Annotated in this window: 18 protein-coding genes and 1 pseudogene; 10 read left to right on the plus strand and 9 right to left on the minus strand. The window is 30.1% G+C overall.

From position 1 onward, the window contains the following. The 4 genes from WBG30_RS13725 to WBG30_RS13740 all read left to right on the plus strand — a co-directional run. The coding region (locus WBG30_RS13725) for a class I SAM-dependent methyltransferase (RefSeq protein ID WP_424505223.1) at positions 1-350 on the plus strand (350 nt) is incomplete at its 5' end. Between the two features lie 123 nt (positions 351-473). After that, positions 474-1,106 carry an NUDIX hydrolase gene (locus tag WBG30_RS13730; protein WP_424505224.1) on the plus strand — a complete coding sequence of 211 codons (633 nt, stop codon included), beginning with the start codon at positions 474-476 and terminating at the stop codon, positions 1,104-1,106. A 68-nt stretch (positions 1,107-1,174) separates the two neighbouring features. Continuing rightward, positions 1,175-2,422, plus strand: a complete 1,248-nt coding sequence (locus tag WBG30_RS13735) for an exopolysaccharide biosynthesis polyprenyl glycosylphosphotransferase (protein ID WP_424505225.1) — start codon at positions 1,175-1,177, stop codon at positions 2,420-2,422. Position 2,423: 1 nt separating this feature from the next. Further along, entirely contained in the window at positions 2,424-3,569 is a 1,146-nt protein-coding gene (locus WBG30_RS13740; RefSeq protein ID WP_424505226.1) for a glycosyltransferase family 4 protein, read from the plus strand. A 125-nt stretch (positions 3,570-3,694) separates the two neighbouring features. On the opposite strand, the gene WBG30_RS13745 is transcribed toward WBG30_RS13740, so the two are convergent. After that, positions 3,695-5,158 carry an amino acid permease gene (locus WBG30_RS13745; RefSeq protein ID WP_424505227.1) on the minus strand — a complete coding sequence of 488 codons (1,464 nt, stop codon included), beginning with the start codon at positions 5,156-5,158 and terminating at the stop codon, positions 3,695-3,697. Between the two features lie 335 nt (positions 5,159-5,493). Here WBG30_RS13745 and WBG30_RS13750 point away from each other — a divergent pair, with 335 nt between their 5' ends. From WBG30_RS13750 to WBG30_RS13760, 3 genes are all read left to right on the plus strand, one after another. Next, positions 5,494-6,510: a type II secretion system protein gene (locus WBG30_RS13750; protein ID WP_424505228.1), complete on the plus strand. Its 1,017-nt coding sequence runs from the start codon at positions 5,494-5,496 to the stop codon at positions 6,508-6,510. A 300-nt stretch (positions 6,511-6,810) separates the two neighbouring features. Then, positions 6,811-7,584 (plus strand): tRNA lysidine(34) synthetase, encoded by a 774-nt coding sequence (locus WBG30_RS13755; protein WP_424505239.1) that lies wholly within the window; start codon positions 6,811-6,813, stop codon positions 7,582-7,584. 41 nt (positions 7,585-7,625) lie between these two features. Continuing rightward, positions 7,626-8,570 carry a tRNA lysidine(34) synthetase gene (locus WBG30_RS13760; protein ID WP_424505229.1) on the plus strand — a complete coding sequence of 315 codons (945 nt, stop codon included), beginning with the start codon at positions 7,626-7,628 and terminating at the stop codon, positions 8,568-8,570. A 75-nt stretch (positions 8,571-8,645) separates the two neighbouring features. Here the strand turns inward: WBG30_RS13760 and WBG30_RS13765 are convergent, their stop codons facing one another. From WBG30_RS13765 to trkA, 5 genes and pseudogenes are all read right to left on the minus strand, one after another. Next, a complete protein-coding gene (locus WBG30_RS13765; RefSeq protein WP_424505230.1) occupies positions 8,646-9,314 on the minus strand; it encodes a deoxynucleoside kinase in 669 nt (222 codons plus the stop codon). Between the two features lie 30 nt (positions 9,315-9,344). After that, complete coding sequence (gene ruvA / locus WBG30_RS13770) at positions 9,345-9,938, minus strand: Holliday junction branch migration protein RuvA (protein ID WP_424505231.1); 594 nt, start codon at positions 9,936-9,938, stop codon at positions 9,345-9,347. A gap of 135 nt (positions 9,939-10,073) precedes the next feature. Beyond that, positions 10,074-10,979 carry an RluA family pseudouridine synthase gene (locus WBG30_RS13775; RefSeq protein WP_424505232.1) on the minus strand — a complete coding sequence of 302 codons (906 nt, stop codon included), beginning with the start codon at positions 10,977-10,979 and terminating at the stop codon, positions 10,074-10,076. A 172-nt stretch (positions 10,980-11,151) separates the two neighbouring features. Further along, positions 11,152-12,612 (minus strand): annotated as a pseudogene (locus tag WBG30_RS13780) (TrkH family potassium uptake protein). Then, complete coding sequence (gene trkA / locus WBG30_RS13785) at positions 12,609-13,985, minus strand: Trk system potassium transporter TrkA (RefSeq protein ID WP_424505233.1); 1,377 nt, start codon at positions 13,983-13,985, stop codon at positions 12,609-12,611. Before trkA ends, WBG30_RS13780 begins: the two are co-directional and overlap by 4 nt. Before the next feature lie 218 nt (positions 13,986-14,203). On the opposite strand from trkA, the gene WBG30_RS13790 reads away from it, so the two are divergent. Then, a complete protein-coding gene (locus WBG30_RS13790; protein ID WP_424505234.1) occupies positions 14,204-14,590 on the plus strand; it encodes a hypothetical protein in 387 nt (128 codons plus the stop codon). 61 nt (positions 14,591-14,651) lie between these two features. Here WBG30_RS13790 and cdd read toward each other — a convergent pair whose 3' ends face one another. The 3 genes from cdd to WBG30_RS13805 form a co-directional block, all read right to left on the minus strand. Further along, positions 14,652-15,047: a cytidine deaminase gene (gene cdd, locus WBG30_RS13795; protein ID WP_424505235.1), complete on the minus strand. Its 396-nt coding sequence runs from the start codon at positions 15,045-15,047 to the stop codon at positions 14,652-14,654. Positions 15,048-15,235: 188 nt separating this feature from the next. Further along, on the minus strand, positions 15,236-15,940 hold the full coding sequence (gene deoD / locus WBG30_RS13800) for a purine-nucleoside phosphorylase (RefSeq protein ID WP_424505236.1): 705 nt from the start codon (positions 15,938-15,940) through the stop codon (positions 15,236-15,238). 81 nt (positions 15,941-16,021) lie between these two features. After that, positions 16,022-17,287 (minus strand): phosphopentomutase, encoded by a 1,266-nt coding sequence (locus WBG30_RS13805; RefSeq protein WP_424505237.1) that lies wholly within the window; start codon positions 17,285-17,287, stop codon positions 16,022-16,024. A 314-nt stretch (positions 17,288-17,601) separates the two neighbouring features. On the opposite strand from WBG30_RS13805, the gene uvrA reads away from it, so the two are divergent. Together uvrA and rpsO are read left to right on the plus strand one after the other, a co-directional pair. Further along, a complete protein-coding gene (uvrA, locus tag WBG30_RS13810; RefSeq protein WP_424505238.1) occupies positions 17,602-20,424 on the plus strand; it encodes an excinuclease ABC subunit UvrA in 2,823 nt (940 codons plus the stop codon). A gap of 144 nt (positions 20,425-20,568) precedes the next feature. After that, positions 20,569-20,826: a 30S ribosomal protein S15 gene (gene rpsO / locus WBG30_RS13815; protein WP_424505240.1), complete on the plus strand. Its 258-nt coding sequence runs from the start codon at positions 20,569-20,571 to the stop codon at positions 20,824-20,826. Positions 20,827-21,062: the final 236 nt, after the last annotated feature.

Genomic DNA, 21,062 nt, shown 5'->3' on the forward strand with positions numbered 1-21,062 from the left:
AAAAGTGTCAGCTAAGTATTGGAGATAGTAATTTTTTACCCTATGATGATGGAAGTATAGATTTAATAGTCTGTCTGAATTCATTTCATCATTATTCGACTCCAGATTTGACTATAAAAGAGATAAAAAGAGTTTTAAGTTTAGATGGAAGGGTAGTAATAGGGGATATATTTACCCTGCCAATTATAAGAGAATTCATTAATTTATATCTGCCATATAGCAAAAGTGGAGACTACAAGATGTATTCTAAGAAAAGTTTAGATAAGATCTTTATTATAGAAAAATTTGAGAATCAAAATTTTTCTGTAATATCTCCTTGGTTGTTTGTGTCAGAATATAAAAAAAAATAAGAAAAGTCATCCTCTATTGGATGATTTTTTTTTGATAAATAAATTTTTTTTAAAGATAGTAATAAGGGTAAAATGGTGATATACTTTAATATTAATTTTTTTTAATAAATGGAGGCGTTTTAGATGGATAGAGAAAAAATAAGAGAGAATTTAAATGACAGAATAATTGGAAGAGAAAAGAACTTTAATAGCGCAGTATTAGCTAGTATTATAGAGATAGACGGGAAGTTTAATTTTGTTTTGGAAAAAAGATCAAAGGATATAAGACAAGGTGGAGAGATAAGTTTTCCTGGAGGAGGATGGGAAAAGATAGATAAAAATTTTGAGGATACAGCTATAAGGGAAACTGTAGAAGAACTTGGAGTATCAGCAAAAAAAATAGAGGTATTGGGGAAATTAGGAACTTTAATAATACCTACTGGTGTATTAGTAGAGGTATATATCGGTGAAATTTTGTGTAAAGTAGAAGATTTTAATATAAATTTAAAAGAAGTAGATGAAGTTTTGATAGTTCCTGTAGATTTTTTTAAAAATAATCTTCCTAAATTAGAAAGAATAGCTGTAGAGATGCATCCTCACTATGAATTAGAAGGGGAAAGAATAAAATTTCCGGCTAAATATTATAATTTGCCTGAGAAATATCATAAACCTTGGAATGGGAGGGATCGAGAAGTATATATATATGAATATTGTGGAGAAATTATTTGGGGAATTACAGCAGATATAATATATGAAATTGTAAATAAAATAATTTAAGAAATAGGAAAAAACATAAAATATTCGTAAATTATTGAGGTGAATTAAAAAATAAAGGTGGTAAAATTATGATAAATGAAATCAAAGTACTAACAACTATAAAATTTTTACTATATTTGGTATTGCTAGGAGTATTTAGGAGTAGTATGAGTGACACAGCCGTAATAGATATAGTAGTTACAATGGTTATTTACTATCTATTCAACAGTTATTTTATAGAGAGGGATATAGACAAACTATTGGTAATTGCATTTGTAAATATAATAAATTTTATAATAATAATTAATAGTCTACCTATAACAACAGGAATAATTATCTATACTTTGATGTTTTTATATCAAGTTTTAAGTAATCAGTTCTTAAAAAAACATTTAATACAAGAAAAATCTATCCTTATAATTGGAGAAACTGAAAAAAAGCCTGGAGCATTAAAACTTATAGAAGAAAGTGGTGATTATAAGGGAATTTACCATTTTTTAAAAGATGATATCACTCTATTTGATGAGGAGATTTTTATAGATTTTATAAAGGACAGAAAGGTTCAAGAAATTTTAGTTTTAGATAAAAAATTAAAACCTCAAGTAGTAACAAATATATTAAATTTAAAGGTTAAGGGAATTAAAATTTACAATTATTATGAGTTTTTTGAGTATATAAGAGGGCAACTTCATCTAGAAGAATTAGATGAAAAAAAACTATTATTTGACCATGGATTCGGTGTATACCACAACCAATTTCAAAAACAATTAAAGAGAACTATAGATATAATTTTAGCTATATCGGTGGCTATAGTAGTAGCCCCAATTGTAGTAATAGCTATATTAATTGTAAAGGTAGAATCCAAAGGACCTATATTATTTAAGCAAGATAGAGTAGGAGAAGGAAATCAAATTTTTAAGATGATTAAATTTCGTTCAATGAAATTACACGATGAAGATGCACATTCAAAATATGCTGGGAAAAAAGATTCTAGAATAACTAATTTTGGAAAGATAATGAGAAAAACCAGAATAGACGAATTACCTCAACTTTGGAATGTAATAAAGGGAGAAATGAGTTTTGTGGGGCCAAGAGCAGAATGGGTCAAATTAGCTAATGAATATAAAAAAAACATTTCTTTTTTTCCACTTCGACACACAGTTAGACCAGGTTTGACTGGATGGGCTCAAGTGAATTATCCATATGGAGCTTCAGAAGATGATATGAAAAAAAAATTGATGTATGATCTTTATTATGTAAAACATCAGACTGCAGGGTTGGATTTAGTAATTTTGTTAAAAACTGCTTGTGTAGTATTATTAGGAAAGGGGCAATAATATGAGTAAAAAAAATAAAACAAGGGAAAGAAAAAAAATAGGAATGGTAGTAAATGAAGCTTGGACTATGTATAATTTTAGATGTGGATTGATAAAAAAGTTGATACTTGAGGGGTATGAAGTTGTAGTAATAGCTCCTACAGACAAGTTTGATGAAAAATTAAGGGATTTAGGAGCTAAAGTAGTAGATGTGGAGATAAATTCCAAGGGAATTAACCCAATAGAAGATTTAAAATTAATATTTAAGTTACGTAAGATATATAAGAGGGAAAAATTAGATATAGTTTTTAATTATACTATAAAACCAATAATCTATGGAACTATCGCTGCTAAACTTTCAAAAGTAATACCAATAGCTGTAACCACAGGTCTGGGGTATGCATTTATAAAGGAGGGGAAAGTAACTAAAGTAGTTGAAAATTTATACAAATTTTCTTTAAAATTTGCCAAGGAAGTTTGGTTTTTAAATGAAAATGATAATAAAGTATTTTTAGAAAGAAAATTAGTAGACCCAGATAAAACATTTATATTAAATGGAGAAGGGATAGATACCGATCATTTTAAACCTCTAAAAGAAATAGAACAGAATGATAAAATCCAATTTTTGATGATAGCTAGAGCGCTCTGGGACAAGGGAGTAAGGGAATATTGCGAGGCAGCTAAAATGATAAAATCCAAACATAGAGATAAAGAGATAGAATTTTTATTTTTGGGGAAGGTAGGAGTACCAAATCCATCAGCTGTTCCCAAGGAATACATAGAAAAATACCACAATGAGGGTATAATCAACTATTTAGGAGTAGTAGATGATGTGACTCATGTAATTGAGGAGGCTTCTTGCTTTGTATTACCGTCATATAGAGAAGGAATTTCTAGGGTGATAATGGAAAATGCATCTATGGGGAAACCTATAATAGCAACTGATGTTCCTGGATGTCGAGAATTGGTAGATGATGGGAAAACTGGATATCTTTGTACACCTGGAGAGTCTAAAGATTTGGCACAAAAATTAGAGTGGTTTGTAAATCTCTCTAAAGATAGAAGGGAAAAGGCTGGAAGACTAGGGCGACAGAAGATGATAGATGAATTTTCTGAAAAAATAGTAATAGAAGTTTACTTAGATAAATTAAAAAAATGGCTTAATTAACATTTGAAACTTTACATAGGAAAAAAAATAACCAAACTAGATTATTTAAATCTAGTTTGGTTATTTTTTTTTAGAGAATTTTAAATTTTTTAGCTCATACCTATTTGGATACAATGTTATGCTATTTATAGCTCAGTATTTATAGCATTTTCTAATTTGTTTTCTTTTTTTGCAATCTTAGGAAGAATAAATCCTAGGCCTACCAAAATTACCGGGGTTAAAATATTTAGACTGATTTGGAAAAACCATTCAGATGAAAATAATACAAGACCCTTTGGAAAAACACCCATTAAACAAGCAAATGCTGTAAACGTAAAACACCAAGCTCCTACAAAATAGGCAACTTTGTCATTTTTTATAAATATATAATCACTATTTTTAGAGATATCTTTGTTTCTCTTAAATCCTCTAAGTGCCATATAAGCTAGAAATACCCACAAATATCTAAGAGGCATCACTATAGAATTAAGGTCTAGTAGCCAGTTATATAAGGTGTTCATATTTCCGATTCCAATAGCAGGGATTATTATTAGAATACTTACTAGAACACCTGTTAATTTGTATCCATTAATGGGGGCTCCATATTTATTTAACTTAGCAAATGATTTTGGAATATAGTTTCTGTCAGCATCCCCTATGAGTATTTTTAGAGGAGCATCTATAGAGAACATAAGAGCTGATATTTGAGCTAATGTGTTTGCTATTGCAAATAGTATGATTAGGAAATTTCCAACGCCATAATATTCTCCTAATAATTTAAATGCATAATATTGCCCATTCATCTTTAGGTCAGCAGGGATAAGATTACTATTAAACATCATACCCATAGCTATCGAACCTAAAAGTGCTGAAACTCCTACCATGATAGCTAAAGCCAACATTCCTTTAGGAAAATTTTTAGAAGGTTTATTTATTTCTTTCACATAGGGAGACAATTTTTCACATCCCCCAACAGCAAATACTAACATTGAGATAGTAGTGAAATATTTAAAATCAAATGAAGGAATAAGTGTAGAAGCATCCCATGTTGTTGTTGCAGATTTAAGATCTACAAGAGATGGTGCTGCGAGCATCATTAGAATATATAATATTCCCATAATAAACATAGCGGTACCTGCTAAAGCCCCAATTCTTTTTAAAGAAGTGACACCACGGGAAGCAATCCAAAGAAAAATTATAAAAAGTCCTAAAACAACAGATTGTAATAAGAGAGGATTTATATCTTTAACTAAATTACCATCTTGAAAAAATACCCAGCTGAGAGCCACTAATATACTTTGTGGTTTTTGAGCTAAATAAGGTATGTGTACTACCCAGTATGTCCATCCTGCAAAGTATGCTAGCATTGGTCCATATGTAGAACCAATCCAACTAGAAACTCCACCACTCTTATCTTTGAAGGCTGATCCCATCTCTCCAACCATTAATGCATAGGGGATAAAATATAATGATAATATTAATATCCATGAAACGACAACTGCTAAACCTTGATTAGCATAGTTATTTACTACATTCCCAAATCCCCAAACAACTGTAAAACCCATTAATGCTAACATCTTCCAACTTATTTTTTTGCTACTACTGTCCATTTATTTCTCCTCTTATAAGTGATTTGTTCTATAGAAATATCCTATCATAAAAAATTACAATAATAAAAATATATTATTATAATAGTTTAAGGGTTTTAATTAAATTATATTGATGATTATGCTTGTTATGTCAAAGTTATATCTTTTATTTGGTACTTTATTTTGCTTAAACACTATATAAAAACACGATGATAGATATATATGTTTTATATGAAAAAAGCTAAATTTTATTATTGAAGAGTGGATATATTTTTTAATAGTATGATCGTCTATTAAAGGAAAAATAGATAAAAAAATGTATACATTAAATAACTAAGATTACAAAGGAGGGAGTCGTGGAAAATTTAAATAAAAAATCTGCGTTTACAATAATTGAATTAATTGTTGTTACAGCCATTATAGGTCTTTTAGCAGCAACTGTTACTCCAAAATTATTAAAAGAGATAAGAAAAGGGAAAGTAGCAAAAATACAACACAATCTGGGGGTTATTAGGTCGAGAATTTCATTGGATGAAATTCTTGATAAATATCCAAATCTAGAGAACTCTGATACCTTAAAAAGTCAGTATCAGATAAAAGAAACACTGTCATTTACAAATAATGCTGGAAGCTTTATTGATGCTACTAATAAAATTGTTACATTAAGAAATAACACTGGTGGATGGGTATACAATAGAGAAAATGGGGAAATTTATGCTAACCTTCCAAATGGGGCCTATACTAAAGATTCTAATTATGAGATCTGGAGTGGTGAGATAGTAAGTGCAGGAGCAGTAATAAATGCTGCTCAAAATTTAGAAGATGTCAATGGTGTAAAAGCTATGGATGTAAGTGATAGTGGTGATTATATCAATAATGGTAGTTTTGAAGGTGTCGATGTTGGTATCTATAGTCAAGTTGATGCAAGTCTAGTTAATCATTGGGAAACGACAGCATCAGATAATAAAATAGAAGTTTGGGGAGATGGATTCTTAGGAGTTAATGGTGTCGATGGTGGAAATTTCGTAGAATTAAACGCAAATGAAGTAGCTTCTCTTTATCAAGATGTAGTTACTGTTCCAGGAACAATATTAAGGTGGACTGTTAGTCATAGAGCAAGAGGGGATGGTAATGAGGTTGCTACTATTAGTGTTGGAGGAGATAATAGTTCTTTAGAAGTTCAAGAAACAATGGAATCAGGTAAATTTAGTCGGCAGACTAGTAGTAATGGTTGGGTAACTTATACTCAAGAATATGAGGTTCCAGATGGACAAACAGTCACAAGATTTTCTTTAGATTCTTTAGGAGGAGGTTCAAGTGGAAACCTTATTGATAATTTCTCTGTAGAATTAGTACTACCAAGTGAGGAATAAAAAATCCATTTATAATGTAAGTGATAGTACAAATTAATTTTAACCTTCTTAGTTGTGTAGAGTATAATCTATTAAATTAGGGAGGTTTTTTTATGGTTAAGAATGTCTAATTTTTATTTTTTGTACAAGTTTAGAAATGAATAGATATATTCTTTAATACTATGGTCAACTATTAAAGGAGTATGATATAATAAAGGAAACATTAATGATTGAGATAGTTGGAGGAAAAAAATGAATAAAAATTGTGAGATATTAAATGTGGAAAATACAGATTTAAATGGATTTGAGAGTCGTGGTAAAATGGCTATGGACAGTTTGAGAAAAACTTATAGAAAAGAGATATGGAGAAAATTTGTAAAAGCTATAAAAGATTTTGATTTGATTGAAGATGGAGATAAGATAGCCGTAGGAGTATCAGGAGGAAAGGACAGTCTTTTGCTTTGTAAGTTACTTCAGGAATTTGCTAAGGACAGAACTAAAAATTTCGAATTAAAATTTATCTCTATGAATCCAGGATTTGGATCTATGGATATAGAGCAGTTTAAAAAAAACTTAGAGGAATTAGAGATCCCATGTGAGATTTTTGACGCCAATGTCTGGGAAGTAGCTTTTGAAGAAAATCCAGAAAGTCCATGTTTTTTATGTGCAAAGATGAGAAGGGGAGTATTATATAAAAAAGTGGAAGAGTTAGGATGTAATAAATTAGCCCTAGGACACCATTTTGATGATGTAATCGAGACTAGTTTGATAAATATGTTTTATGCTGGAACTATAAAAACTATGATCCCTAAAGTAAGTTCTACCAGTGGTAAATTATCTATAATAAGGCCTTTAGTTTATGTAAAAGAACCTCATATAATCAACTTTACTAAAAGAAATGGGATAAAACCAATGAGTTGTGGCTGTCCTGTAGAAGGAAAAAAGACTGACTCTAAAAGAGCGGAACTAAAAAAATTATTGGAAACTTTGGAAAGTACAAATCCAAATATAAAGCAGAGTATATTTAATTCTATGAAAAATATAAATTTAGATTATGTATTTGGTTATACAAGAGGAAATAAAAAAGATAAGTAAAACCGAAAAAATATTATATAAAAAAGAGATGAGGAGTCAAAATGAAAATAGAAAGAATTGAAGATTTAGATAATTTGAAATATGAAAATTTTAGATTTCAAATTATAGAAAATGAATTAATCATAAAAAATATAGTTGAAAATTTTGAGATAAAGTTTTCTTTAAGTGAAAAAAAAAGGATTAAAATAACTGAATCAATAGAAAAATTTACAGGATTAAAATTAAGTTTTTCAATGTTAGAGGGTAGAGAAATCATATCTTATATTGAATCTAAAGGGTTTAATAAGAGTATATGGAGCCTAGCTGGGAAGGCTATGTGTGATTACAATATGGTTGAAGAGGGAGACCGTATAGCTGTAGGAGTGTCAGGTGGAAAGGACAGCCTTACCCTCCTAAATGTATTAGTTCGTGTAAAGATGATAACTAGGGTGAACTTTGAGATAATCCCTATTCATATTCATCCTAAGCAAAAAAGTATTGCTACAAATGAAATTGAGGATTACTGTAAATCTCTAGGATTAGAATTAATTGTAGAAGAAACTAATCTAGAGGATATATTATTTGGAAAAAATAAGATGAAAAATCCTTGTTTTATGTGTGGACGTATGAGAAGGGGAATTCTTTATAGAATGATGAAGGAAAAAAATATCAATAAATTAGCTTTGGGACACCATAAAGATGATATTATCGAAACCTTTTTATTAAATACATTTTATCAAGGAAATTTAGGAGTAATGAAACCTAAATATATGTCTAAGGAACATGGAGTAGAAGTTATTAGACCTATGGCATATATAGAGGAAAGTACAATAATCAAGTATGCTCAGAAGATAAAATTGCCGATACTAAAGTCTGAATGTAAATATGAAACAAGTAAAGATTCGAAAAGGTTAGAAGTGAAAGAAATGATAGAGGAACTTAGTAAAAAAAGTGAAAATATTAGAAGTGTAATTTTAAATAGTATAAAGCCATTACTAGCAGATTAAATTATTAATTAAATAAAAAGAGGTATTTTCTATAGATAGAAAATACCTCTTTTAAATTACTATTTATTTGGCTACTTATTTTGAGTTTATCTCATTTAATCTAGCTTTAACTGTATCTACAAACCATTTCCTATCTATAGGATTTTCTTTGATATCTACATTATCTACGTTTATTCTTAAGATATTTGAAAGGTTATAAGAATTAAAATAACTTTCATAATTTTGATTCAAACTTTCCCAATAAGATCTAGGAACAACCTTTTCATATTCTCTACCTCTTCTAGTGATTTTCTCAATAGCACCTTCTACAGATGACTCTAAATAGATCATTAGTTTAGGAGGAGATAGATGTTCTAACATATTATAAAGTAACTCTTCATAAAGCTCAAATTCTTCAGGAACCATATCTCCATCTTCCATAAGCATCCTAGCAAAGATAACATCACCATAGATACTCCTATCCATAACACAACCATCCAATAAATTAGCTTCTTTTATCATTTTAAATCTTTTATTCAAAAAAAATATTTGAAGAGGAAAACTATATCTTTTTTTATCATAGTAGAATTTATCTAAAATAGGGTTATTTAAAACAGGTTCTTCGAATAATAAAATTCCTAATTCTCTAGCTAAAATATCCCCTAAAGTACTTTTTCCAGCTCCTACAACACCATCAATACAAATAATTCCGTTCATGTCATCTCCATTTAATTTCGCTTTTTTAAAATATTCATTATAATACATAATTTCCTCACAAAATTTATTAATATAAAATTATTTACTTATCTTTCTTAGTATATCTTTTATGGCCATTTCGATACTATCATATGAATCAAGGTCCTTAGAAGTGACGAATTTGTCAATATCTTTTTTAGAGTATCCAAGTGCTCCTAAAGCTAAGAAGATATCCTCTTCTAACTGGGCTTTGATGCTACTAGTACCACTATCGGCACTATCTACAAGTTGAAGATTTTTCATCTTATCTTTTACATCAACTATGAGTTTTTGTGATTTTTTAGCTCCTAATTTAGGAACCTTAGTAAGTAGTTTTGTATCCTCATTAGCAATGATTTGTTTTAGATCATTAATCGGGAATGTAGATAAGATAGCTAGTCCAAGGGACATTCCTATTCCATTTACATTAATTAAGATTTCAAAGAAATCTCTTTCCCTTTCTTCAGCAAATCCAATTAATTTAAACATATCTTCTTTTACATGGTTATAGATATATAATCTTGTAGTTTCTCCTAGTTTTATCTTATCTAAAGTTTGGAGAGATACAAAAACTTTATAACCTAAACCATTTACATCTATGGCAACATATCCCATTTTTTTTATGGTGATCTTACCGTCTAAATATTCAAACATTTATACACCTCTTTTAATATTAGTAGACTAAAAAACTTCAGCTATATTATATTAGAAAAAAAGCTGTAAAACAACTTTTTTCTACTTTTATTGTTAATTTCTATTCTCTTTAAAATTAGAGAAAAATTAAAAAACTTATCTTTTTCTCATTCTTTTAAACACTTTTTCAAAACTAGCAGGGATTTTAGTTTCAAATTTATATTCTTTTTCAGTTATTGGATGGATAAATTCTAATACTCTAGCATGTAGTCCTAATCTTTTGATTGGATTTCCAGTAGCACCGTATTTTTTATCTCCTACAATTGGGTGTTTGATATCTTGCATATGTACTCTGATTTGGTTTTTTCTTCCAGTTTCAAGAGATGCTTCTAATAATGTAAAGTTAGTAGTTTTTTTGATAACTTCATAGTTTGTAATAGCTTTTTTCCCACCATTATCAGTTTTACTTGAATAAACTACAAATGCAGTGTTTTCTTTTAACCAAGACGTGATAGTTCCCTTATCATTTTCAACTTTACCCTCTGTTAATACGGTGTATTTTCTGCTAATAATATATTTTTTCCAGTCACTTTGTAGAAGTTGTTGAGCTTCAGCAGTTTTAGCAAACATCATTATTCCAGAAGTATTTCTATCTAATCTGTGGACAATAAAAATCTTGTTCTTAGGATTGTTTGATTTAACGTGATCTTTTAACTTGTTATAGGCAGTATCTTCATCTCTACCCCCAGTAGATACTGATAACACACCTGCATCTTTATTTGCAACGATGATACTCTCATCTTCAAATAAGATTTGAACTCCTTGCATCTTTTTTATCTCTCTATCTTTATTCCAGTTGATCTTTACTTCTTGACCGATAGTTAATACATGATTGAACTGACTAACCATTTGGCTGTCTACAGTTATTTGACCATGGCTAAGTAGTGATTTTAAGTTATTTTTACTTTTACCTTGTAGGTGGAAAGCTAAAAATTCCATTAATTCCATTTTTTCCTTTACTTTTAATATTGTATCTCTTTTTATTTTCATGTTTTTGTTCAAAATAAATCTCCTTGTTTTGCATTTTTTTATTTACCTATAATTATATCATTTTATCAATAGTTTAGCCATGAAATTTTAAGGATATAAAAATGCTGATGATTCCCACCAGCATTTTTATATCCTTATTTATTTTTAAATTGTAGCCATATGAAGGCTATTTATTAAGACCACTCTATCTTTTTCTAAATATCACAGAATAAACCAATATTAAAACTGAATATATCTCTAATCTTCCTAAAAGCATACAAAAGATAAGAACTCCCTTACTGTATGGGTCAAAGAATCCAAAATTTTCAATAGATCCTACTCTAGCTAGTCCTGGTCCAATATTTCCAAGGCAGGAGATAGCAGCAGTAAAACTTGTGATAATATCATATCCCATTCCTGCTAGAAAAAGTGTAGATCCAGCAAAAATAAATACAAATAATATTGAAAACCCCAAAACATTTCTAACTACGTGGTTTTCCACATGTTCATCTCCTACTTTCAGGGAGAAAAACGCTCTAGGATGTGCTAATTTTTTAATTTCATTATATAGATGTTTAAATAGTATTAATATTCTAATTTGTTTCATTCCACCACCTGTAGATCCGGCACAACCACCGAAAAACATCAATGTAACTAGGAGGAGGGCAGAAAATGAAGGCCATAAATTAAAGTTTGCAGTCATAAATCCAGTCGTAGTAGTAATAGATACTACTTGAAATGCAGAATCAAGGAGTGCTCGGCCATAATTTGTAGTATATTTTTCTATTCCTGAAGAAAAATATATATTCAATGAGATCAAAATAGTTGTAATAGTAACTACTGCTGTATAAAACCTCAGTTCGCTGTCTTAAAAAAAGTCTCTAAATCGACATTTGATAAGGTAAAAATGAAGTGCAAAGTTAACTCCAGCTAAAAACATAAATATAGTTATAACTATATCTATATAAACACTGTTAAAACCTGATACAGAGGTATTTAATGTAGAAAATCCACCTGTAGCTACAGTGGCAAATGAATGGTTAATAGCTGTATAGAGATCCATTCCACCAAACATTAAAAATATAGTTTCAATAATAGTAAGGCCAATATAGATGAGCCATAATATTTTAGCAGTATCTTTTATTTTTGGACTCAATCTATCCTTTGTAGGACCTGGAACCTCTGCATTGTATAGTTGCCCTGGGGCAATTCCAAACATAGGTAAGATAGCAATGGTAAACAAGACTATTCCCATTCCGCCTAGCCAATGAGTCAATGATCTCCAAAATAATAACCCTCGAGGGATAGATTCTATATCAGATAAAATAGTAGAACCTGTGGTAGTAAATCCCGACATTGATTCGAAAACACAGTTTATATATGGACCAAAAGATCCATGGAAAAAATATGGTAAGGCTCCAAAAAGAGATGCTAAGATCCAACCTAATGAAACACTTGCAAACCCTTCTTTAGCTTTAAATTTTTTATCAGATTTAAATATAAATATAAAGGTTAAACCAGTAACTAAAGTTATACCAATAGAAAGAGCTATAGCACCGAGATCTCCTCCACCATAATGAAATGAAATCATAAGAGGGAAAATCATCATAATTCCTAAAATGAGTAAAAGATATCCCTGTACTTTTATTATTAAGCTCCAGTTCATCTTCTGCCTCCAAATCTTGGGTTACTAAACATCTTTTCTACCTCATAAATTGATTCAGGAAGTAAGAATACAATAACTTTATCTCCTAGTTTTATTATGTCATCTCCAGTAGGAATAATAACGCTACTTTCTCTAATTATTACACCTATTATAGATTTTTCAGGGAAAGTAATATCTTTTATAGGAATATTTAGGATCGGTGAATTTTGAGTAACATTTATACCTATAGTCTCTGCATCAATCTCTGTAAATGGAGAGACTGAGAAAAGATCTGTTTTCCTTGTATGTTTTAATATCTCTCCAATTGTAAGTGCGTGGGGAGAAAATACGGTATCAATAGGATCAAGGTTGTTGATCAAGTTGACAATAAAACTATTTTTTACCATACACATAGTTTTAGAAGCACCGTATTTTTTAGCTGTAAATGCGGATAAAATATTGTATTCATCATTATCGCTCATACTAATTACACAAGAATCTTCTATAGAAACTTCATCCATAAGATGAGAATCAGTAGCCGAACCATTCATAATAAGGACATTATCTAGTAGAAAACTTAATTTTTTACATCTAAACTTATCCTCTTCAATAATTGTGATATTCTTTTTGGAATTATTGAGAGCTTTAGAAAGTTCTATGGCATGTTTGGTTCCGCCAACAATAATTATATTTTTTAAATTCATAGGGCTAGAAAAATGTTTTTCAACTATTTTTTTTACGATGTCTGTTTTTCCGACTAAATACAATTTATCTTTAGGATAGATTACATCTTGTCCATTTGGAACGATAAGTTTGCCTTCTCTTTGGATGGCGACTAATCTAACTTTTGAAAAAATATTATCTTTTGAAGAAATTTCAGAAATAGGAATCCCTCTAAATTTAAAATTTCTTTTAACTTTAACTCCTACTAATTGAGCCATATTATCAGCATAGTTCATAATTTCGAATACATTTGGATTGTTCATAAGTTCCATAATTTTTGCAACAGTAATTTCTAGTGGTTTTATAATAGTTTCTATCCCAAAATCTTTAGGAGAAATATATTCTTCATTAAAATATTGGAAATAACTATCTATTTTACAAGTTATAGATATATTCTTTTTACAGCATTTTTTTACAATATTACAAGCTAAAAGATTCTCGCTATCATTATTTGTAACTGCGATAAAAGAATCGGCATTTAAGATGTTTGCTTCAATAAGAGCATTGATATTAGTTGCATCTCCCGATATAATCATGGCATCTAATTTACTTTGTAAGGTTCTGATTAGTTGTGGGTCTTTTTCTAAAATTGTAACATCGTGGTTTTCGTAGATGAGTTTCTCGGCTATCTTTACTCCTACATCTCCTCCACCAGCAATAACTATTTTCATTTTATTCCTCCAGTTTATACATATAGCACTTTTAAGTGTGACATGAATATTAATTTCAATCATTCATTATATAGGCATTTTTAATTACTGTCAATAATATCAAAATTGAAAAGATTAATGGTCTTAACTCAAATAAGATTAAAAAAAATTAATAATTTATGATTAAGAAAAATGCTATACTGATTTGAGTTATTTTTAATTAAATTAGGAGGAAGAATATGAAAAAAATGATGAAGGTAATGTTGATAGGGTTATTAACGTTAGTATTTACGAGTTGTGGGACAATGATGTCTAGAAGAACAGAGTTAGTAACTGTTAATTCAAACGTGGACACAAAAGTAAAGTTATATTTAAACTATCAACCAATGGGAAATTCTAATGCAATATATGTGGCGAGTACTGGTTGGAGAAAAGATATTTTAATGGCTGAAAATACAGATACGGGAGAAAAAGTTATGGTTCCTTTAGACTATGGTTTTAATGGCTGGTTTAGTGGGAGTATTTTCTTACCTTTTGGTGTAATAGTTGATTTAGTTACAGGGTCGGTTACTGATTTAGGTCAAACTAATTATTATGTGAATTTTAGTGAAGAAGTGAAAAAATAATTCATAATGTATAAAGAAAAAAGTCGTAAAATTTTTTAATTTTCACGACTTTTTTTCTTATCTATAATCTAAATCCATATGGAAATAGATCTATAAATTTAACTACTTTATACTCTTTTTTCATATTTGCCATAATAACAATAGTGTCTTCCGTGGAGAATTCATTTATAACTTGTCTACAAGCACCACACGGAGAGAGAGGACCCTCTGTATCTCCTACAATAGCTATAACTTTAATCTTCTTCATCCCTTTAGAAACAGCATGAAAGATGGCGTTTCTTTCCCCACACATAGATAATCCATAAGATGAATTTTCTACATTACACCCTGAATAATGATTGGCTCTATCGTCGATTAGGACAGCTCCTACTTTAAAATTTGAAAATTTTGCATATGCACTTTCACGAGCTATGATAGCTTCGTCGATTAATTCTAATATCTCTTTTTCATTTAACATACTCTCACCTCTTTTTTAATTATATAGAAAATTATAAATTTTTATTGAATGGATTAAAAATTACAAGAATTTAAATTATGTCTAACTGGATGAAAAGTCACATTGCCTAAGGGTATCAAAAGGCATACCAAATGGTATGCCCTTTGTATTATAACATATAATTTTTTATATTATAGATCGAGATTACCTTATTTTTCTAAAGTACCCAATGCTATTTCGATCATTCCACTAAAAGTAGTTTGTCTTTCAGCAGAAGTAGTTTCCTCTCCAGTTACTAAGTGATCAGAGATAGTCAGTAGAGTAAGTGCTTTTACTCCATATTTAGCTGCTACAGTATATAAACCAGCCGTTTCCATCTCTACACATAACACACCATATGATGCCCATTTTTTATAATCATCGAAGTTGTCACCATAAAATTCATCAGAAGTAAATACGTTTCCAGCCTTTACTTTGATGTCTTTTTCTTCAGCAGATTTGATAGCTTTCATCATTAGTTCAAAATCAGCTGTAGGAGCATAGTCTGCACCATTAAATCTTATTCTGTTTAATCCTGAATTTGTAGAAGCTGACATAGCTAAAACGATATCTCTGACTTTAATGTCTTCTCTATAAGAACCCGCAGATCCTACTCTGATTAAGTTTTTTACTCCAAAGTCTTTGATTAATTCATTTACATAGATAGAGATAGATGGGATTCCCATACCAGTTCCTTGAACAGATACTTTTTTACCTTTATAAGTACCAGTATATCCGTACATCCCTCTAACTTCATTATAACAAATTACATCTTCTAAAAATGTATCAGCAATCCATTTTGCTCTAAGTGGATCTCCTGGTAATAAAACTGTTTCTGCAATATCACCTTTTTTTGCATTAATATGTATACTCATCTTATATTTTCCCCCTATTTTTTAACTCCTTTATTCTTATTTTTCATCTTTACGAAACCATAAGAAGTAGGAGTTTTATTTTTATTTACATTGACATTTATGATTTTTCCCATGTTTATGATGACTGTGATTATTACCACTACCACAACATTTAAATAGATCTTTAGCAAAACTAGTTCCAGGCAACTCATTTGAATCTAAGATTATTTCTTCAATAGTAGAAGCTATATCAGCAAATGATTCTCTGTCTCCTAAGTTTACTCCTTTTTTTAATCCATGTCCATATGTAAGGATAGGAATATATTCTCTAGTATGATCTGTTCCTTCATATGTAGGATCGCATCCATGATCGGCAGTTAATATCAAAAGATCTCCATCTTTCATATTATCCACAATTTCAGGTAGTTTATTATCAAATTCTTCTAGTGCTTTTTTGTATCCTTCCGGGTTTCTTCTATGTCCAAAATTCATATCAAAATCAACTAAATTTGTAAAAATAAGACCCTTAGTATCTTCCTTAAGAGCTTTTATAGTTTTGTTGATTCCATCCATGTTATCAATATTTGTTTTACGAGTATCGGTTACTCCTACACCTGCAAAGATATCACTAGTTTTTCCAATAGCGACTACATCTAAACCTTTATCTTTAATTTTATCTAAAAGTGTAGCTTTTGGAGGGACTACTGAATAGTCATGTCTATTAGGAGTTCTTTTAAAGTTTCCTACTCCATCTCCAAGGTAGGGTCTAGCAATTACTCTAGCTACAGGAGCCATCTCAGCACATATTTCCAATGCTATTTCGCATGCTTTATATAATTCTGTTAGAGGAATATCTTCTTCATGGGCTGCTATTTGTAGTACTGGATCAGCGGAAGTATAAACTATCCAAGCTCCAGTTTCTTTTTGTTCCACACCATAATCATCTAAGACTTTAGTTCCTGAATATGGCATGTTACAAAGAATTTTTCTTCCTGTTCTTTTTTCTAATTCATCCAAAACTTCCTTTGGGAATCCATTTGGATATGTTGGAAAAGGTGTTTCGTTGATTATACCGGCAATCTCCCAATGACCTGTTGTAGTGTCTTTTCCTTTAGAAGCTTCTTTAGCTTTTCCATAAGCTCCCAATGATTTTCCACTGCAACATTCTGTAGTCCTAGCTACACCTTGTATATCTGTTAAATTTCCTAAACCTAATTTTTCCATATTGGGGAGACTTATTCCACCTGTAGAACTTGCAATATGACCAAAGGTATTTGATCCTGTGTCTCCATAATCGTTAGCATCGGGTAATTCTCCTACACCAGCACTGTCAAGTACGATAATTATAGCTCTATCTATATTTTTCATAACGACCTCCTTATTTTTTATAATTTTATACTCATAATTATTTTATAACTATTAATCCATGATATATAGGACAAAAGTCTTTGTTTTTAAAAAATAAAGACTATATATTAAGCTTAACATTATATTTTACTCTTTTTTTAATAAATTATAGAATTATTTTAAAATTATTTATGAAAGAATGAGAGAAAAGTACATCATAATTATAAAAAATAAAAGTAAAAAAATATGAAGGTTAATCTTTTTATTTGTAAGATTAAACGTATATGGTGTAATATAGTTTATAGACAGAAAGATTATAGAATAAGGAGGGAATTGTGAATAATAAAATCATTATTAAAGGAGCACGTGAACATAACCTTAAAAATTTAAATTTAGAGATACCAAAACATAAATTTGTAGTTATTACAGGAGTAAGTGGTAGTGGAAAATCCTCCCTTGCCTTTGACACAATATATTCTGAAGGGCAAAGAAGATATGTAGAAAGTTTATCAGCCTATGCAAGACAATTTATTGGGCAGATGACAAAACCAGATCTAGATAGTATAGAAGGGCTATCTCCAGCAATTTCAATCGAACAGAAAACAACAAATAAAAACCCTAGATCAATAGTAGGGACAATGACTGAGGTATATGATTATATGAGATTACTCTACGCTCATATTGGGACTGCATATTGTCCTATATGTAATTCACCAGTAAAAAAACAGAGTGTAGATGAAATAGTAGATACTATTATGGAGAAAGGAAAATTAGGAGACAAACTTCTACTTTTATCACCAGTGATAAAAGACAAGAAGGGTACCCATAAAAATTTATTTATCAATTTAATAAAAAAAGGATTTGTAAGGGCCAGAGTAGACGGAGAAATATTATATTTAGAAGATGAGATAGATCTAGATAAAAATAAGAAACATAATATAGAGGTTGTCATAGATAGATTGATAATAAAAAAAGAAATCGAATTTTTGACTCGGCTAACAGATGGAATAGAGAGTTCTATTGGATTATCTGAAGGGAGAGTGATAGCTAATATAAATGGATTAGACCATTCTTATAGTGAGAACTTTACTTGTCCTAATCATGAGGATATAGAAATACCTGATATTAACCCAAGATTATTTTCTTTTAATGCTCCTTATGGGGCTTGTCCGGAGTGTAATGGATTAGGAAAAAAACTAGAGGTCGATGAAAATAAACTGATTATAGATGAAAATAAGTCCATTAGTGATGGAGGGTTATATATTCCTGGAGCTTCAAGTACAAAAGGATATGTGTGGACAATATTTTCTGCCATGGCAAAAGCTTTTAAGATAGATCTAGATAAACCTTTTAAAAAATTAACAAAGAAAGATAGAGATGTCATATTTTATGGTAGTTCTGGTAAAAAATTTAAAGTCGATTATATAGGACGAGAATTTAGTTATAATGGGATGAAAAATTTTGAAGGAATAGTGAAAAATTTAGAGAGAAGATATTATGAAACTGGCTCTGAATCTATGAAAGATGAGATAGAGAATAAATATATGATGCGTAGAACCTGTAATAGTTGTCACGGTAAGAGACTTAGAGATGAAGTGTTATCTATTAAAATAAATAATATGAATATTATGGACGTGAGTTTTTTAAGCATAAAAGATTGTCTGGTATTTTTTAATGAACTTATATTAAATCCCAAGGAAGAGGCTATTGCTAAGGATATATTAAAGGAAATAAGAGAACGTCTTAACTTTATGATAAATGTAGGTTTAGATTATTTGAGCCTTGCCCGTGAGACAAGAACATTATCTGGAGGAGAATCTCAAAGAATTAGGCTAGCTACTCAGATTGGGAGTGGTTTGACTGGAGTACTCTATGTATTGGATGAACCTAGTATAGGGCTCCATCAGAGAGATAATGACAAATTATTGAAAACACTTAATAGACTCAAGGAATTGGGAAATACTTTGATAGTTGTAGAACATGATGAAGATACTATGATGCAATCAGATTATATATTTGATCTAGGGCCTGGAGCTGGTAGATTTGGAGGAGAGATAGTAGCCAAGGGAACTCCTAAACAGATTATGAAATCTAAAAAATCTCTTACGGGGAAATATTTAAAGGGAGAGATCAGTATAGAAATTCCTAAAAAAAGACGTAAATCTAAAGAACGTTTGGAATTATTAGGAGCTTGTGGAAATAATCTAAAAGATGTAAATGTAAAAATACCGCTAGGAATAATGACGGCAGTTACAGGAGTTAGCGGTAGTGGGAAATCGACCTTGATTAATCAAACTCTATACCCTGTATTATTTAATAAGTTGAATAAAGGAAAATTATATCCTTTAGATTATAAAAAAATAAAGGGGATAGAGCAGTTAAATAAGGTGATAGATATAAATCAAAGTCCAATAGGTCGAACTCCTAGATCAAATACCGCTACCTATACTAAGATGTTTGATGATATTCGTGGGATATTTGCTGAAACTCATGAAGCCAAACTCCGTGGGTATCAAAAAGGAAGATTTTCATTTAACGTAAAAGGTGGAAGGTGTGAAGCATGTCAAGGAGCTGGAATTATTAAGATTGAGATGAACTTTTTGCCAGATGTGTATGTAGAATGTGAAGTGTGTAAAGGAAAAAGATATAATCGTGAAACTTTGGAAATAGAGTATAAAGGAAAAAATATATCTGAAATTTTAGATCTCAGTGTAGGAGAAGCCTATGGACTTTTCAATAAGATTCCACCTTTAGAGAGAAGATTAAGGGTGCTAATAGATGTAGGATTAGATTATATAAAATTAGGTCAGCCTGCTACTACTCTATCTGGGGGAGAGGCTCAAAGGATAAAATTAGCAACAGAACTATCTAAGATGAGCAGAGGTCATACAATTTATATATTGGATGAGCCTACCACAGGGCTTCATTTTGAAGACATTAGGAAATTACTAGAAGTTTTAAATAGATTGGTAGATAAGGGGAATAGTGTAATTATAATTGAGCATAATCTAGATGTGGTGAAAACAGCTGATTATGTTATAGATATTGGTCCTGAAGGTGGAGATGGTGGTGGTGAGATTATAGCTACAGGAACACCTGAAGAAATAATTAAGTCTAAAACTTCCTATACTGGAAAGTATCTAAAAAAATTACTTTAATTTTCCCCTTGGGTTCAAGTGAAAATACCCTTTACAAAATGTTGTTATTTTGTTATAATACTTTAAATTCATATCTAGGTTTTGGGGTGTCGCCCTTGGCTTGGTTTGGATAATTTAATTTTTTAGGAGGAACAAACAATGGCAATGAGAACTAAAGCAGAAATCATTAAAGATTTCGGAAAATCAGCAACAGATACAGGGTGTACTGAGGTACAAGTAGCAATATTAACTGAAAGAATTAATCACTTAACTGATCACTTAAGAACTAACAAGAAGGATCACCATTCTAGATTAGGACTAATGAAAATGGTTGGTAAAAGAAGAAGATTATTAGACTATATGATCAAGAAAGATTTAGATGGTTATAGAACGTTAATCACTAAATTAGGAATCAGAAAGTAATTAATTAGACAGGTCTTGGACCTGTCTTTTTTTTATTATTTAGGAAATTATAAATTTCAAGATATGCAAAAAAAATAAATTGTTTAGTCAAATGATAAAGAATTTTCGTTAAAAAATTTATTTCAAAGGATAATATAAATAAAAAAGTATATGCAAAAAGGAGCTTAAAAAATAAGCTTCTTCAAAAGTATTGAGTTTTAAAATTTTAAGGGTAATATAAATCTCCGTATTTTTTA

The organism is Psychrilyobacter sp. (assembly GCF_049671765.1).
GTDB lineage: Bacteria > Fusobacteriota > Fusobacteriia > Fusobacteriales > Fusobacteriaceae > Psychrilyobacter.

Bases quoted from the DNA above. Each gene is read 5' to 3' on its own strand.
- ruvA (WP_424505231.1), bottom strand. From the start codon at position 9,938: ATGTTTGAATATTTAGACGGTAAGATCACCATAAAAAAAATGGGATAT.
- cdd (WP_424505235.1), bottom strand. From the start codon at position 15,047: ATGTTAAATGAAAAAGAGATATTAGAATTAATCGACGAAGCTATCATA.
- rpsO (WP_424505240.1), top strand. From the start codon at position 20,569: ATGAGAACTAAAGCAGAAATCATTAAAGATTTCGGAAAATCAGCAACA.
- WBG30_RS13805 (WP_424505237.1), bottom strand. From the start codon at position 17,287: ATGAAAAATATAGATAGAGCTATAATTATCGTACTTGACAGTGCTGGT.
- deoD (WP_424505236.1), bottom strand. From the start codon at position 15,940: ATGAGTATACATATTAATGCAAAAAAAGGTGATATTGCAGAAACAGTT.
- WBG30_RS13790 (WP_424505234.1), top strand. From the start codon at position 14,204: ATGAAAAAAATGATGAAGGTAATGTTGATAGGGTTATTAACGTTAGTA.
- trkA (WP_424505233.1), bottom strand. From the start codon at position 13,985: ATGAAAATAGTTATTGCTGGTGGAGGAGATGTAGGAGTAAAGATAGCC.
- WBG30_RS13765 (WP_424505230.1), bottom strand. From the start codon at position 9,314: ATGTATTATAATGAATATTTTAAAAAAGCGAAATTAAATGGAGATGAC.
- WBG30_RS13760 (WP_424505229.1), top strand. From the start codon at position 7,626: ATGAAAATAGAAAGAATTGAAGATTTAGATAATTTGAAATATGAAAAT.
- WBG30_RS13740 (WP_424505226.1), top strand. From the start codon at position 2,424: ATGAGTAAAAAAAATAAAACAAGGGAAAGAAAAAAAATAGGAATGGTA.
- WBG30_RS13735 (WP_424505225.1), top strand. From the start codon at position 1,175: ATGATAAATGAAATCAAAGTACTAACAACTATAAAATTTTTACTATAT.
- WBG30_RS13745 (WP_424505227.1), bottom strand. From the start codon at position 5,158: ATGGACAGTAGTAGCAAAAAAATAAGTTGGAAGATGTTAGCATTAATG.
- WBG30_RS13755 (WP_424505239.1), top strand. From the start codon at position 6,811: ATGGCTATGGACAGTTTGAGAAAAACTTATAGAAAAGAGATATGGAGA.
- WBG30_RS13730 (WP_424505224.1), top strand. From the start codon at position 474: ATGGATAGAGAAAAAATAAGAGAGAATTTAAATGACAGAATAATTGGA.